Here is a 13,592-nt window from a genome sequence, read left to right as displayed (position 1 = left end):
TCGAGAAGCATGCGCGGTCAGCGCAGAATCAACGGGCTCGCGCGGCCTGGCCGCGCTGCCGCATCGCCGACTCTGCGTCCACTGCGCAAAAGTTCGAGAAGCATGCGCGCTCAGCGCAGAATCAACGAGCTCGCGGTGCCTGGCCGCGCTGCCGCATCGCTGACTCTGCGTCCACTGCGCAAAAGCTCGAGAAGCATGCGCGCTCAACGCAGAATCAACGAGCTCGCGCGGCCTGGCCGCGCTGCCGCATCGCCGACTCTGCGTCCACTGCGCAAAAGCTCGAGAAGCATGCGCGCTCAGCGCAGAATCAACGGGCCGGTAGCACCGGCGCTAGTGCAATCGCGAAAGCCTTGCTCAACGTCGCGGGGACACGCGAATGCCGGCGTCCATTCGCGTCCGGCACATGGCAATCCCGAGGATTAAGAGTGGGATCAGCCAAAGGCATCCGAGAAGGTGGAATCTCGAATAGGTGTGGTACCGCATTGCGTATGCATAAGAAAATGCCCCAAATGGCAGAAGAACTCCTAAAGAAAAGAGTAATCCCGCAGCAACTGCCGGAACTGACCACCACCATCCGAACGGCCGGCGTGCGGCAATTCCGAACGCGATGAGCGCCAGAAACGTGGGGGCCAGCACCACCCGCGCCACCATGAGGCTCGGAGCCAGCAATACCGCTGCTCCACCTAGCAGTGTGGCTACGCACGCCAGCAAAGCTGTGATCGCCACCGGCCGCACACTGCCCCAGCAGCGCTTGGCGAGAATGCCGAACGCGGTCGCGAAGATGACCCACGACAGCGCAGGGAAAATCGGGATCAACAATTACACCACCCCAAAAGACATTGCGTAAAGTATGCTGAGCACCACAAAAATGATGACAAGAATTCCTGGCGCAATAAAATTCGTCGGCCGCGGTAATTGCTGGTCGCGGAACTGCATTGCGGCCGGATTCGCAGGCGCCTGCCCGACGAATGCCGGCACGGCCTGCTGCGTCGCCGCCACCTGCGTCGGCGCGACCTGCGTCGGCCCCAGCCGTTGCACGGTCGGACGGGGTTGATGATCCAGGGCCGCCCGCGCCCCTTCCGCCAAGGCCAGCACCGTGGGGTACCGCTCGCGCGGCCCCTTGGCCAGCCCTTTGCCGATAACAGCGTCGAAAGTCAACGGCACACCCGCCACGGCCAGCGACGGACGCGGCGGCGGCTTGGATAAGTGCCCGACGATCTGCTGCTGCAGGCTGTCGCCGGGGAAGGGCAACGCGCCGGTCAGGCATTCATACAGCACACAGGCCAGCGAATAGATGTCCGACGACGGCCCGCCCTGCCCGGTGTCGATCCGCTCCGGCGCCATGTAGGCGAACGTCCCGATCGCCATCCCCGTGCGGGTGATCCGAGTGGCATTGACGTCCTGCGCGATCCCGAAGTCGATGAGGTACACGAAATCCCGTCGTCCCAGCAGGATGTTCGACGGCTTGATGTCGCGGTGCACCAGGTTTATGGCGTGCGCCGCGTCCAGCGCGTCGGCGACCTGCTCGATAATCCCGACGGCCCGGGCGGGCGCCATCGGTCCCGACTCCGCCAGCACCGATGCCAAGTCACGTCCGGCGATCAGCCGCATGTCCACGTACAACTTGCCGTCGATCTCGCCGTAGCTGTGGATCGGCACGACGTGCGGCTCGCTCATGCGCGCCGCAATATGCGCCTCACGCCGGAATCGCTGCTCGAACGACGGGTCCTGCGCGACGTGGGGCGCCAGCACCTTGAGCGCCACTTCCCGATCGTGGACGGTGTCGTAGGCCCGGAACACCTGACCCATCCCGCCCTGCCCTAGGGATTCCAGCAGCCGGTAGGGACCGAACTCCGCTTCCACTGCATCAACTCCCCACACCGGCCGCATACGTGTTCCATAGGTTACGGGCTCGCGCGGCCGGACATGGATAGTCGTCAAGACTCGTCATCAGCCGGTGCACGCCCCCCGGGCGCGAGAGTTGTTCCGGGCCAAGCGGGCGAGCTCCGCGTGAACGCACCGACCCAGGTGTTTCGCGCGCCACAGGCCGGGAACTGCACGATTCATGTCGTTGCGCATCGCCGTCACCGGGCCCACAGGTGAGATTGGCATTTCGGCAATCGAGGCACTCGAGGCTCATCCCGACGTGACGCACATCGTCGGCATGGCGCGACGACCGTTTGATCCGGCGGAACAGGGCTGGTCAAAGACGGTTTACCGGCAGGGCGACATCCTTGATCGCGAGGCCGTCGACGCGCTGGTCGGCGATGCCGACGTGGTCGTGCACCTGGCCTTCATCATCATGGGCTCGCGAGAGGAAAGCGCACGGGTCAATCTGGAGGGCACCCGCAATGTCTTCCAGGCGTGCGTCGACGCGACCCTGGCCGCCGGCCGTCCGCGACGGCTGGTGTACACATCGTCGGTTGCCGCCTACGGCTATCACTCGGACAATCCGAGTCCGATCACCGAGGATGTTCCGGCGCGCGGGTCCCCCGAGCACTATTACTCCGAGCAGAAGGCCGCGTGTGAGGCGGCGCTGGCCGAGATCACCGCGGGCTCCTCGCTCGAGGTCTTCGTGCTGCGCCCCTGCATTGTCGCCGGACCCAAAGCCCCGGCCCTGGCCGACGCGATGCCGTGGAATCAGCTTCCCCCGCCGGTCCGCCGAATCGCGCAAATCGTCAAACCGCCGTTCCCGGACCCGGGGACACCATTACAACTGATCCACCACGACGACGTCGCGGCCGCGATCGCGTTGGCGGCCACCACGTCGGCGCCGGCGGGCACATACAACATCGCCGGCGACGGCGTGCTGTCGATCTCTGAGCTGGCCGCAGCACTGGGAGGCAGGCCGGTGAAGGTGCCGCGCGCCGCGGCGGTGGTCACTTCGGAGGTGATCTCCCGGCTGCCCTTCGTCCCGTCGGCGCTGGAGTGGCTGCACGCTGCGCGGGCCGCGGTGGTGATGGACACCACCAAGGCCAGGAGCCAGCTCGGGTGGGAGCCTAAATATTCTGCGGCGCAAACTCTTTCGGCACTGGCCGACAGTCTGAAATGACCGGGCTCCGTTCGCCATAAGCTGATGGTTACGTCACTTCCGACGCGCCCGGCTGGAAAAATAACTTTAACCTAACTAAACTTTTCGAAGACTGTCGAGATCGAAGAGGAATCACAAGATGAGCACTGTTAATGCCTATGCCGCCACCTCGGCGACCGCGCCCCTGACCAAGACCACCATCGAGCGCCGCGACCCCGGCCCGCACGACGTCGCGATCGACATCAAGTTCGCCGGCATCTGCCACTCCGACATCCACACCGTCAAGGCCGAGTGGGGTGTCCCCAACTACCCCGTCGTACCGGGCCACGAGATCGCCGGCGTGGTGAGCGCCGTCGGCTCCGAGGTCACCAAGCACAAGGTGGGCGACCACGTCGGCGTCGGCTGCATGGTCAACTCGTGCGGCCACTGCACCAGCTGTGCGGCCGGGCTGCAGCAGTACTGCAAGAACGGCGCGACGTTCACCTACAACTCCATCGACAAGGACGGCACCCCGACCCAGGGCGGGTACAGCCAGGCGGTCGTCGTGAACGAGCACTTCGTCCTGCACATCCCCGACGCGCTGCCGCTGGACAAGGCCGCTCCCCTACTGTGCGCGGGCATCACACTGTTCTCTCCGCTGCGGCACTGGAAGGCCGGCGAGGGCACGCGGCTGGGCATCATCGGCCTCGGCGGCCTGGGCCACATGGGCGTCAAGCTGGGCGCGGCGATGGGCGCCGAGGTCAGCGTGCTGTCGCAGTCGCTGAAGAAGATGGAAGACGGGCTTCGCCTGGGCGCGAGCAACTACTACGCGACCTCCGACCCGAGCACCTTCAAGAAGCTGCGCAGCAGCTACGACCTCATCCTGAACACCGTCTCGGCCAACCTGGATCTGGGCCAGTACCTGAACCTGCTCGACGTCGACGGCACCATGGTCGAACTGGGCATTCCTGAGCACCCGATGGAGGTGCCGGCGTTCGGGCTGGCGCTCGCGCGGCGCAGCCTGTCCGGATCCAACATCGGCGGCATTCCCGAAACCCAGGAGATGCTGGATTTCTGCGCCGAACATGACGTCACACCCGAAATCGAGGTCATCGAAGCCGACTACGTCAACGAGGCCTACGAGCGGGTGCTGGCCAGCGACGTGCGCTACCGGTTCGTGATCGACATCTCAAGCCTGTGAGGTAACCCGCGACTGCCAGGCGACTTCTTCGGCGGCCTCGCCGTCTTCGTCACCGGGAATCACCTCGCTCACGTCGATACCGGCCAACGGCCACCCGGCGGCGGCCAGCGTGGCGGCGACCCGTCGCACGTTCTCCGGGCCGGGGTCGCGGTGGGTCAGCTCGGCGATGGACTCGGCGATCTCGTTGCCGTCGATCACGCCGTCGGTAACCGCGGGCGAGTCGCTGGCGGTGAGGTTCTTGACCACTTCCTTGAGCTGATCGCTGCTCAGCGGCGTGCTGCGGAGCAGCGCCAGCAGGGGCACCCGATCGGGCCCGGGCACACCCTCGGGGTAGCCGGCCTGCAACCAGCGGATCACCGACCGCAGGAAGTGCGGGTGATTGCAATCAGAACGGTCTTTCGTCACCCCCACAGTGTCGTGGCTCGGCGATCACCCGCGCTATCCGCGGCGTCACACCGACCCCACTATTCATGTGGAGTTCAACGCCTCGACTTGTCAGACCTCGTCCCTATCATCGGCTCGTGCTCCTGGTCGCGCTCATCGTCCTGCCGCTCGTCTGTGCGGTGGTCGTCGGCATCGTCAGGCACAGCGTCGGGGCCGGCTTCATGGCGTTCTACCTGCTCTTGCTGTTCGAGGTCCTCGTGGGATGGGCGACCAGGCGGCGGTGGCCGCGCGGCGGACGGTTCGACGACAGCATGATGGCGATCGACGCCATGGACGGTGTCGAGTTTGAGGGCTACGTCGCGGGCCGCCTCGGACGGGCGGGCTGGCAGGTCAAGTTCACTCCGCCAGTGGGTGATTACGGCGTCGACCTGATCGCCGAAAAGGACGGCCAGTGTGTGGCGATCCAGTGCAAGCGCTACGGCAAACCCGTCGGCGTCGCGGCCGTCCAGCAGGTGGTCGCCGGCGCTCGGCACCACGGCTGCACCAGAAGCGTCGTGTTCAGCAACCAGGAATTCACTTCCGCCGCAAAGCAATTGGCGGGCACACACCGTTGCCAATTGATCGGTCGCAAAGTCTTGGAGAACTGGGTGCAGCCGCCGCAGCGTCCGCCTTAGGCGATCAGGCCTGTCGGCGACGGCGCGCTTCCGGCGACGAGGCCCAGCCCACTCTCCAGGTGCTGGGCAAGTCCCGCGAAGTCGCGTGCGTAGGCTTCGGCGAGTCGCTGCGCGGCCCGACGGTAGTCGGGCTGGTTGATCGCCCGCATGACGGCGTCCGTCACCCGGCGGTTGTTGAGCCAGTCCGTGCGCAGCAGGATGCCGGCGCCGGCCCGCTCGATGGCCTCCATGTTCAGGTGCTGATCCAGGTTCGAGGCGACGCCGACCACCGGCACTCCGGCGACGAACGCCTGTTGCGTCGACAGGCTGCCGCCGTTGCAGACGACGACGGCGGAGCGGGCCGCGGCGGCCTCGCCCGGCAGGTAGTCGGCGACAAAGGCGTTGGCGGGAATGTTCGTCAGGTCGCTGCGGTCCGCGGTGGCCGCGATCACGGTCACCGGCTGGTCGGCCAGCGCGTCGAGCACCAGCTGCAACAGGTTGCGCCCGCCGGAGGTGCCCAGGGTCGCGTAGACGATCGGCCGGTCAGTCGGCAACGAGTCCCACCAGTCGGGCAACTCCACCGCCGGCGACCACAGCACCGGGCCGAGATACTGATGGTTGGCCGGTCGGTCGTACGTCGGCATCAACTCCGGCACGTCGGCATACAACGTGTAGTCGCCGTCGGTGAAGATGCGGCAGAGGTCCCAGCCCAGAATGGGCAATCCGCGCCGCCAGCGCAGCCAGTTCAGCGGGAGGCACTGCATCGCGAACAGCAACGGGCGCTCGAAGCGGAACATGAAACGCACGAAGCGGACGCCAAAGATCTTGTTCCACAGCACTTCCGGCAGCGGAAAGCGGCGACGCGCGTACGGGCTCCAGTAGGCGTTGGCGACAGCCACGTAGGGAACACCGGCCAGTCGGGCGCTGGCGGACAGCGAGATGCGCAGGTCGCCGACGACGACGTCGGGCGCGACTTGGGCCAGCATCTGCCGGTCCTCGTCGATGTATCGGCGCAACGCGCGTCTGCTGAAGAAGAAGAAAAGCCGCGGCCCGGACATCCTGCCGAGGAACTCCTCGCTGGGAATGCTGTGGATCGGATGGTGCTGGAACGGGATGGGGCCGAGCAGCTTGTTGAACCGGGGGTCGCAGGCAAAGTGCACCTCGTAGCGGCTCGGGTCCAGCGATTTGGCCAGCACGAACGGGCGCACGACGTGGGCCAGCGTCACCGCTTCCGCGATGAACAGGACGCGCAGCCTGCGGGGGGGCTCCTGCGCGTCGGGTGCGGTGCTCATGCCGGCGTCCCTTCTCACGTCGCGGGCAAACTTAACCGACTACGCCCGCTTGCGAGCCGGGATTGGCCGATATTCATCGGCGAAACTGGCGTGCGCTCACGCCCACCAAACATGTCGGTGCCCGGGCAGATACTCGCCATGAAGAAGCACACAACAAAGCGAGCGAACCATGAACGACACCCACACCGACACCCACGCCGCCTGGTCGATGGAGAGCGACGACGAGCCGACGGGATGCGCGCCGACGATGGCGGCCGCGGCAGCCTGGTCGGACGAATTACCTTGGGCCGCAGGCCCGCAGCGGTCCTGGGCGCCGGCGTACGCCGCGGCCGCGGTACTGGTTGCGGGAGCACTCATCCTGCTCGCCGCGGTGGGCGTCGGCGGGTGGTTGGCGCGCTCGGAGCAGCCGCCGCGAGCGGCCACCGTCCCCGCGGCGGCGGCGCCCTCCCCCAGCGTCGTTGCGCCGCCGGTGCAGACGTCGACGGTGACGGTCACTGCCGAACCCGCGCCGCCGGTCACGCGCACGGTGACGGTTCAACCGTCGTCGGCGTCGGTGCCGACGCCCTCGACGGACGACCTATTTCTGGCCACGCTGCGGGCGCGGCAGATCGTCGTCTACGACCCGCAACAGGCGGTGCGGGGCGCGCACTACGTCTGCGCGGAGCTCTCCGCGGGCAAGACGCGGTCGCAGATCTTCGCGGAGGCGAAGGCCCAGAACCCGGCGATGACCGACATCGGGATCTGGGATTTCATCAAGGCATCAGTGTTGTTCTACTGTCGCGAATACCAGTGAATGTCCCTACGCCGTGGGCACTTTGGCGGCGATCTGATGCGCGATGATCGCCGCGGGGGCGGACTGGTTGCCGGCTTCATCGGCCTCGTAGACCGGGATGATGTGCGGCTCCGTCAACCGCGCGGCTGTATATGCCTCGCGCTGAAACCGTTCTCGATACCCCGGCTCGGTGGCCAGCTCTGCCGGGAGCAGCTTGATGGCCACATCGCGCCGCATCTTGTCGTCATGAGCCCGATACACCTTGCCCAGGCCGCCCTCGCCGACCAGGTCGATCAGCCGGTAGCGACCGAACTTCATCTCGTCCACGGGCAGCTAGCCGCGTCACGGTGAGGATGGCTAGTGATCGACTCTGACCTGCGCAGTCGCCTCGCGATATCCCAGCCAACCGCCAGGCAAGGGGGGCCCGGGTGCGACTCGACGAGGGCAACGGGCTTCTCTAGGACATGATTGCCTAATAGGCTGCGGCAAGGTTCACCACCGGGCAAAGGAGGGTGATGCGCCATGTCTCACCCACCCCCGCCGCACGGGCCCTGGCCCCCCACGCCGCCAACGTCAGGCCCTTGGCAACCGCCTCCGCCTGGGATGCCTTTGTGGCCCCCACCCGCCAGACATACGGGCGGTAACGCCGCAACGATTGCGCTTGCCGTTCTACATTTCGTCATGGTGGCCGCAACGGCGCTGCTGACTCTGGCCGTCGTATTCGTCAGCCTGGACGATCCACACGATCAGTGCAAATACCACAATTTGCACTGCGATCGAGGTGCGCACCTGCACGAAGCTGTGTTGACCAGCGCGGTTGGTAGTGGCGTCCTGATCATCCTCGACATCGTCCTGACGATCCTCCTCAGGCGGAAGCGTCCAGGACTGGCCTTCGTCGTGCCACTCGTGTGTTGCATGGGCCAGCTCATCGTCGCCGGCGCCGTTGTCTCACACGGGGCCTCCTAATTCGTAAAGCCATGGGTGAGCTGACCGAACACGAGGTGGCCGACGTGGTTCGCAGCAACCTGCCAGGGCGTTAGAAGTCCCAGTCCTCGTCCTCGGTGACGACGGCCTTGCCGATGACGTAGCTCGACCCGGACCCGGAGAAGAAGTCGTGGTTCTCGTCGGCGTTGGGTGACAGCGCGGACAGGATCGCGGGGTTGACGTCGGTCTCGTCGCGCGGGAACAGGGCCTCGTACCCAAGGTTCATCAGCGCCTTGTTCGCGTTGTAGCGCAGGAACTTCTTGACGTCCTCGGTCAGCCCGACCTCGTCGTAGAGGTCCTGCGTGTATTCGACCTCGTTGTCGTACAGGTCGAACAGCAGCTCGTAGGTGTAGTCCTTGAGCTCGGCGCGCTTGGCCTCGTCGACCAGCTGCAGCCCGCGCTGGAACTTGTAGCCGATGTAGTAGCCGTGCACGGCCTCGTCGCGGATGATCAGCCGGATCATGTCGGCTGTGTTGGTCAGCTTGGCCCGGCTAGACCAGTACATGGGCAGGTAGAAGCCGGAGTAGAAGAGGAAGCTTTCCAGCAGCGTGGAGGCGACCTTGCGCTTCAGCGGCTCGTCGCCGCGGTAGTACTTGAGCACGATCTCGGCCTTGCGCTGCAGGTTGGGGTTCTCCTCCGACCAGCGGAACGCGTCGTCGATCTCGGCGGTCGAGCACAGGGTGGAGAAGATCTGGCTGTAGCTCTTGGCGTGCACCGACTCCATGAACGCGATGTTGGTGTAGACGGCTTCCTCATGCGGGGTGAGCGCGTCGGGGATCAGGCTGACCGCGCCCACGGTGCCCTGAATGGTGTCCAGCATCGTCAGGCCCGTGAAGACGCGCATGGTCAGCTGCTTCTCGCTGGCGTTGAGCGTGCCCCACGACGGGATGTCGTTGGACACCGGCACCTTCTCGGGCAGCCAGAAGTTTCCGGTCAGCCGATCCCAGACCTCGGCATCCTTCTCGTCTTGCAGCCGGTTCCAGTTGATCGCCGAGACACGGTCGATCAGCTTCATGTTTTCGGTCACCGAAACCCCACTTCACCTGCTCGATTTGGCTGCTGGACTGGTTGTCGCGCTTGGACTTCAAACACTACCCCTGGGGTCTGACAAGCCGGGGCAACACAAGACGTTGTGTTTTGCGTGTCGTGCGGGCCCGCTGCCGATCGTGACTCACTGCGAAAAATCGCGGGTTGTTTCGCAGTGTATTCACTTTCGATGCCCCCGGCCCGCCGATGCGCCCGTGCCGCACCGGCTGAACCGCATTCGCGCGCTCAAAGCGCGGCGGCGCCGGCCTCGGCCACGGTCTGGTCCTGGTCGGCGTCGCCGCCGCTCACACCCACCGCACCGACGACGCGGCCGTCCCGGGTCAGCGGGATTCCGCCGGCGAAGATCATCACCCGCCCGCCGTTGCTGGCGTGGATGCCGAAAAGGTCTCCCCCGGACTGACTGTCGTCCTTGAGCGCCTTGGTCTCCATGTCGAACGCGCGGGCCGTCCAGGCCTTGTTGATGCTGATGTCGATGCTGCCGATCCACGCGCCGTCCATGCGCGCATGGGCCACCAGGTTTCCGCCGTCGTCGACCACGGCGATGTTCTGCGGCTGCCCGATCTCGGCGGCGCGCTTCTCGGCGCCGGCGATGACCCGGCGGGCGTCGTCGAGGGTTATCGTCTCGTTCGTCATCGCTATCCCTTCTCCGGGTGCAGGACCACCTGGGTCCGCATACCCGTGTCGCGCGGATCAAACCGCCCGCCCTTGCGCAACATGCCCCTACAGTTGGGCCATGACCGAGACACCGCCGCTGCCGGAACATCCGCAGTTGCGTGGACTGGCACGGGCTTTGGCGAACCCCGAGCCCTCGGCCCCTGCCCCCCGCCGCCGCACCGCGATACTGGCCGCGGTCGCCGCGATCGTGGTCGCTGCCGTCGCTGCCGTCGCTGCCGTCGTCGTCATCAACCGTCACCACCCACCGAGCCCGGTGAGCGACGTGCCTTTCACCGGCCTCCGTGAACCGCAGGACGTCGCCGTCGACCACACCGGCGCGGTCTACGTCACCGACAGCGGCGACAACCGGGTCCTCAAGATGGCCGCCGGGTCCAGCACGCAGACGCAGGTACCGTTCACCGGCCTGGAGTACTCCAACGGCGTGGCGGTCGACGGCAGCGGAGCCGTCTACGTCAGCGAGGGCCGCGGGTTCGTGATCAAGCTGGCCGGCTCCGGCGAGCAGACGCAGCTGCCGTTCAGCGGCTTCAACAGCCCCGGTGGTGTGGCGGTCGACGGCACCGGCGCGGTGTACGTCAGCGACTTCGGCAACGCCCGGGTGCTCGAGCTGCCCGCCGGCTCCGGCGAGCAGACGGTGGTGCCATTCACCGGCCTCAACCAGCCCAACGGGGTCGCCGTCGACGGCGCCGGGTCGGTGTACATCACCGACAGCGGAAACAACCTCGTCATCAAGCTCGCCGCCGGCACCGGCAAGCAGACGCTGCTGCCGTTCAGCGGGCTGAGCAGTCCTCGGGATGTTGCGGTCGACGGCAGCGGGGCCGTGTACGTCACCGACAACGGCAACAAGCGCGTGGTCAAGCTGGCGCCCGGAGCTCGCAGCCAGACCGTGCTGCCGTTCACCGGCCTGAGCTATCTGCGGGGCATCACGGTGGACCGGGTCGGCAGCGTCTACGTCGTCGACCACCACCGCGTCGTCAAATTGGCCCAGCGCTAACGCCGAGCGCTAACTGGCGAGCAGCCTGCGTCGGCGGGGCTTGGCGCCCTTGCCCACCCCGAAGAACTGGTACTCCGCGGGCTTGACATCGCGCGTCGCAAGCCAGTACTGCCAGGTGTAACCGCCCCACAGCACGGTGTTCTTGCCGTGCTCGTCGAGGTACCAGCTGGCGCAGCCGCCGCTGTTCCACACCGAGTGGCTCAGCTTCTCCTGCAGCTCGTCGTTGAACCGGTCCTGCGCCGCGCGCGTCGGGGCCAGCGCCTGCGCGCCCAGCTTGTCGCACTTGGCGATCGCGTCTGCGACGTAGTGGATCTGCGATTCGATCATGAACACCACGGAGTTGTGGCCCAACCCGGTGTTGGGTCCCAGCAGGAAGAACAGGTTCGGCATGCCGGCGACGGTGATCCCGCGGTGCGCACCGATGCCCTCCCGGTTCCAGCGGTCCACCAGGTCCTCGCCGTGGCTGCCCTTGATCTGGACGTAGGTGTAGGAGTCGGTGACATGGAAGCCGGTGGCGTAGACGATCACGTCGACCTTGTGCTCGGTTCCGTCCGCCGTGACGATCCCGTCGCGCGTGATCCGGGTGATGCCGTCGGTGATCAGCCGCGTCTTGGGGTCCGCCACCGCGCGGTAGTAGGTGGACGAGTTCAGGATCCGCTTGCAGCCGATGCGGTACTTCGGGGTCAGCTTGCGGCGCAGCTCGCGGTCCTTCACCGAGCGCCGGATGTTGTATTTGCAGTACGCCTCGATGAATTTCAGCGCGTTCGGCCGCTTGGTCATGCCGATGGCCAGCGCCTCCTGGGCCCAGTAGATGCCCAGCCGCGTCAGCGACCGCAAGCCGGGCACGTTGGCCATGGCCCGGCGCAGCGCCACCGGGATGTCCGGGTTGGAACGCGGCACCACCCACGGCGGGGTGCGCTGATAGAGCTGCAGCTCGGCGACCTGCCCGACGATCTCGGGCACGATCTGGATGGCGCTGGCGCCGGTCCCGATGATCGCCACCCGCTTGCCCGTCACGTCGACGCTGTGGTCCCACTCCGCGGAATGGAAAGCGGGACCGGCAAATTCGTCGCGGCCCTCGATCTCGGGGAACGACGGCACATGCAGCGCGCCCGCACCAGAGACCAGGAACTGGGCGACGTACTCGCGACCGTCGGTGGTGAACACGTGCCAGCGGTACTCGTCGTCGTCCCAGTGTCCCCGGTCGACCAGCGAGTTGAACTCGATGTGGCGGCGCAGCCCGTACTTCTCGGTGATGCCCTTGAGGTAGTCCCAGATCTCCGGCTGGTAGGAGAACGGGTTCTTCCAGTCCGGCTTGGGCTCGAACGAGTAGGAGTACAGGTGCGACGGGATGTCGCACGCGCAGCCCGGGTAGCTGTTGTCCCGCCAGGTGCCGCCGACGTCGTCGGCCTTCTCCAGAATGACGAAGTCCACGCCCTGCCTCTGCAGCGCGATGGCCATACCCAAACCGGAGAATCCGGTCCCGATGATCAGGGCGCGGGTGTGCACCGGCTCGGGCGCCGGGTTGATGGTCGCCTCGGTGCCAGTCGCGGCGGTCGCGGTGTCCGTCATTGGTCGATCTTCCTATCTAGGCCGGCGTTCGCCTGGCCTGGCAAATACCCAGTACCGAGGGTATCGGATAGAACGAGTGTCATCGACACCCGCAGCGATGTCAACGGGACGAAAGTCCCTAACTCACGACGGGGTTGGCCGGTACCACGCTGTGGATCGGCTGTTCAGGGTCCATCGTGATGCCGAGCGTCTCGGCCGTGCCGACGATGACGCCCATCATGATCGTCGTCAGGTGCGCGACGAACTGATCGGCCGGGATGCGCCGCGGACTCTCCGGTTCGGGGCCCAGCCACCACTCCGTCGCCGACGCCGCCGACCCGAACGCGGCAAACGCGGCCAGCTCCAACGCCTCGCGGCTGAGGTCCATCTCGCGCAGCTCGTTGTTGAACAGCTCGGCGATGGCCAGGGTGATCTCGCGGCCCTCGTTGAGGGTGCGCACCGCCGCCTCGGACTGGGCCATGAACCGGCCCTGAATGAAGACCCGCAGCACGTTGGGGTGCTTGTCGACCAGGTTGGTGTACTCCTCGACGCTGCGCCGGATGACCTCGCGGGCCGAGTCGCGGGCCAGGTCGATGTTCGGGAAGATCGCCGCCCACAGCATGTCGCGCAGGCGCTCCCCGATCGCCTCGAACAGGTCGGACTTGTCGTGGAAGTGGCGGTAGATCTTGGGTTTGGCGGTGCCGGCCTCTTCGGCGATCTCGCGCACACTCACTTCGGGGCCCTGGCGTTCGATCGCACGGAACGCCGCTTCGACGATCTCGCCGCGCACCTTCTTGCGGTGTTCGCGCCAGCGTTCGCTGCGCGCGTCGACCTTGCGCCCAGGCTTCACGCTGGGATGCGGAGGTCGCGGAATTCTCACCACGTCAAGCACCTTACCGCGCGGGCGTCGCCGAGCAGGCCGACCAGGCATTCTGGGGCGATTTGCGTCTGTGAACCCGCGTATTCTGCCCGAACCGCCCGAGCCAGCGCCGCAATGGCCCTAATATCCCGCACTAACCGGGGTGGATCAGG

At 66.3% G+C, this 13,592-nt stretch carries 13 protein-coding genes and 2 pseudogenes; 7 read left to right on the top strand and 8 right to left on the bottom strand.

Going from position 1 to position 13,592, the window contains the following annotated elements; genetic code table 11:
• Positions 1-819 precede the first annotated feature (819 nt).
• Complete coding sequence (locus AC5Y5V_RS13920) at positions 820-1,863, bottom strand: serine/threonine-protein kinase (RefSeq protein ID WP_499935845.1); 1,044 nt, start codon at positions 1,861-1,863, stop codon at positions 820-822.
• A gap of 202 nt (positions 1,864-2,065) precedes the next feature.
• Here AC5Y5V_RS13920 and AC5Y5V_RS13915 point away from each other — a divergent pair, with 202 nt between their 5' ends.
• Together AC5Y5V_RS13915 and AC5Y5V_RS13910 are read left to right on the top strand one after the other, a co-directional pair.
• The gene (locus AC5Y5V_RS13915) at positions 2,066-3,052 is read left to right on the top strand and encodes an NAD-dependent epimerase/dehydratase family protein (RefSeq protein ID WP_499935843.1); all 987 of its coding nucleotides are present in this window, start codon (positions 2,066-2,068) and stop codon (positions 3,050-3,052) included.
• 118 nt (positions 3,053-3,170) lie between these two features.
• Positions 3,171-4,211: an NAD(P)-dependent alcohol dehydrogenase gene (locus AC5Y5V_RS13910; RefSeq protein ID WP_499935841.1), complete on the top strand. Its 1,041-nt coding sequence runs from the start codon at positions 3,171-3,173 to the stop codon at positions 4,209-4,211.
• Here the strand turns inward: AC5Y5V_RS13910 and AC5Y5V_RS13905 are convergent.
• Positions 4,200-4,616, bottom strand: coding sequence for a DUF3349 domain-containing protein (locus AC5Y5V_RS13905; protein WP_499935839.1), 417 nt, complete (start codon positions 4,614-4,616; stop codon positions 4,200-4,202). The two genes, AC5Y5V_RS13910 and AC5Y5V_RS13905, sit on opposite strands and share 12 nt — an antisense overlap.
• A gap of 116 nt (positions 4,617-4,732) precedes the next feature.
• Here AC5Y5V_RS13905 and AC5Y5V_RS13900 point away from each other — a divergent pair, with 116 nt between their 5' ends.
• Positions 4,733-5,269, top strand: a complete 537-nt coding sequence (locus tag AC5Y5V_RS13900) for a restriction endonuclease (protein WP_499935837.1) — start codon at positions 4,733-4,735, stop codon at positions 5,267-5,269.
• Here the strand turns inward: AC5Y5V_RS13900 and AC5Y5V_RS13895 are convergent.
• Complete coding sequence (locus AC5Y5V_RS13895; RefSeq protein WP_499935835.1) at positions 5,266-6,540, bottom strand: glycosyltransferase; 1,275 nt, start codon at positions 6,538-6,540, stop codon at positions 5,266-5,268. The genes AC5Y5V_RS13900 and AC5Y5V_RS13895 overlap by 4 nt on opposite strands.
• Before the next feature lie 169 nt (positions 6,541-6,709).
• Between AC5Y5V_RS13895 and AC5Y5V_RS13890 the strand changes: the two genes are divergently transcribed.
• On the top strand, positions 6,710-7,333 hold the full coding sequence (locus AC5Y5V_RS13890) for a DUF732 domain-containing protein (protein ID WP_499935832.1): 624 nt from the start codon (positions 6,710-6,712) through the stop codon (positions 7,331-7,333).
• A gap of 6 nt (positions 7,334-7,339) precedes the next feature.
• Here AC5Y5V_RS13890 and AC5Y5V_RS13885 read toward each other — a convergent pair whose 3' ends face one another.
• On the bottom strand, positions 7,340-7,639 hold the full coding sequence (locus tag AC5Y5V_RS13885; RefSeq protein WP_499935830.1) for a hypothetical protein: 300 nt from the start codon (positions 7,637-7,639) through the stop codon (positions 7,340-7,342).
• Between the two features lie 354 nt (positions 7,640-7,993).
• Between AC5Y5V_RS13885 and AC5Y5V_RS13880 the strand changes: the two genes are divergently transcribed.
• A complete protein-coding gene (locus AC5Y5V_RS13880) occupies positions 7,994-8,278 on the top strand; it encodes a hypothetical protein (RefSeq protein ID WP_499935828.1) in 285 nt (94 codons plus the stop codon).
• Between the two features lie 70 nt (positions 8,279-8,348).
• On the opposite strand, the gene nrdF is transcribed toward AC5Y5V_RS13880, so the two are convergent.
• Both nrdF and AC5Y5V_RS13870 read right to left on the bottom strand, forming a co-directional pair.
• Positions 8,349-9,323, bottom strand: a complete 975-nt coding sequence (gene nrdF / locus AC5Y5V_RS13875) for a class 1b ribonucleoside-diphosphate reductase subunit beta (protein ID WP_499935826.1) — start codon at positions 9,321-9,323, stop codon at positions 8,349-8,351.
• A gap of 245 nt (positions 9,324-9,568) precedes the next feature.
• A complete protein-coding gene (locus AC5Y5V_RS13870) occupies positions 9,569-9,976 on the bottom strand; it encodes a GlcG/HbpS family heme-binding protein (protein WP_499935824.1) in 408 nt (135 codons plus the stop codon).
• Between AC5Y5V_RS13870 and AC5Y5V_RS13865 the strand changes: the two are divergent.
• Both AC5Y5V_RS13865 and AC5Y5V_RS13860 read left to right on the top strand, forming a co-directional pair.
• Positions 9,885-10,364, top strand: a pseudogene (locus AC5Y5V_RS13865) (hypothetical protein); the annotation flags it as partial. The gene AC5Y5V_RS13870 and the pseudogene AC5Y5V_RS13865 sit on opposite strands and share 92 nt — an antisense overlap.
• Before the next feature lie 153 nt (positions 10,365-10,517).
• Positions 10,518-10,997: pseudogene (locus AC5Y5V_RS13860) on the top strand (NHL repeat-containing protein); the annotation flags it as partial.
• Between the two features lie 21 nt (positions 10,998-11,018).
• On the opposite strand, the gene AC5Y5V_RS13855 reads toward AC5Y5V_RS13860, so the two are convergent.
• Complete coding sequence (locus tag AC5Y5V_RS13855) at positions 11,019-12,581, bottom strand: flavin-containing monooxygenase (protein ID WP_499935822.1); 1,563 nt, start codon at positions 12,579-12,581, stop codon at positions 11,019-11,021.
• Positions 12,582-12,699: 118 nt separating this feature from the next.
• The gene (locus AC5Y5V_RS13850) at positions 12,700-13,443 is read right to left on the bottom strand and encodes a TetR/AcrR family transcriptional regulator (protein ID WP_499935820.1); all 744 of its coding nucleotides are present in this window, start codon (positions 13,441-13,443) and stop codon (positions 12,700-12,702) included.
• Positions 13,444-13,592 lie beyond the last annotated feature (149 nt).

This window comes from Mycobacterium sp. NGS68, from assembly GCF_059812195.1.
The sequence above is the reverse complement of the archived record's forward strand: the minus strand, read 5'-3'. Positions and strand labels throughout refer to the sequence as shown.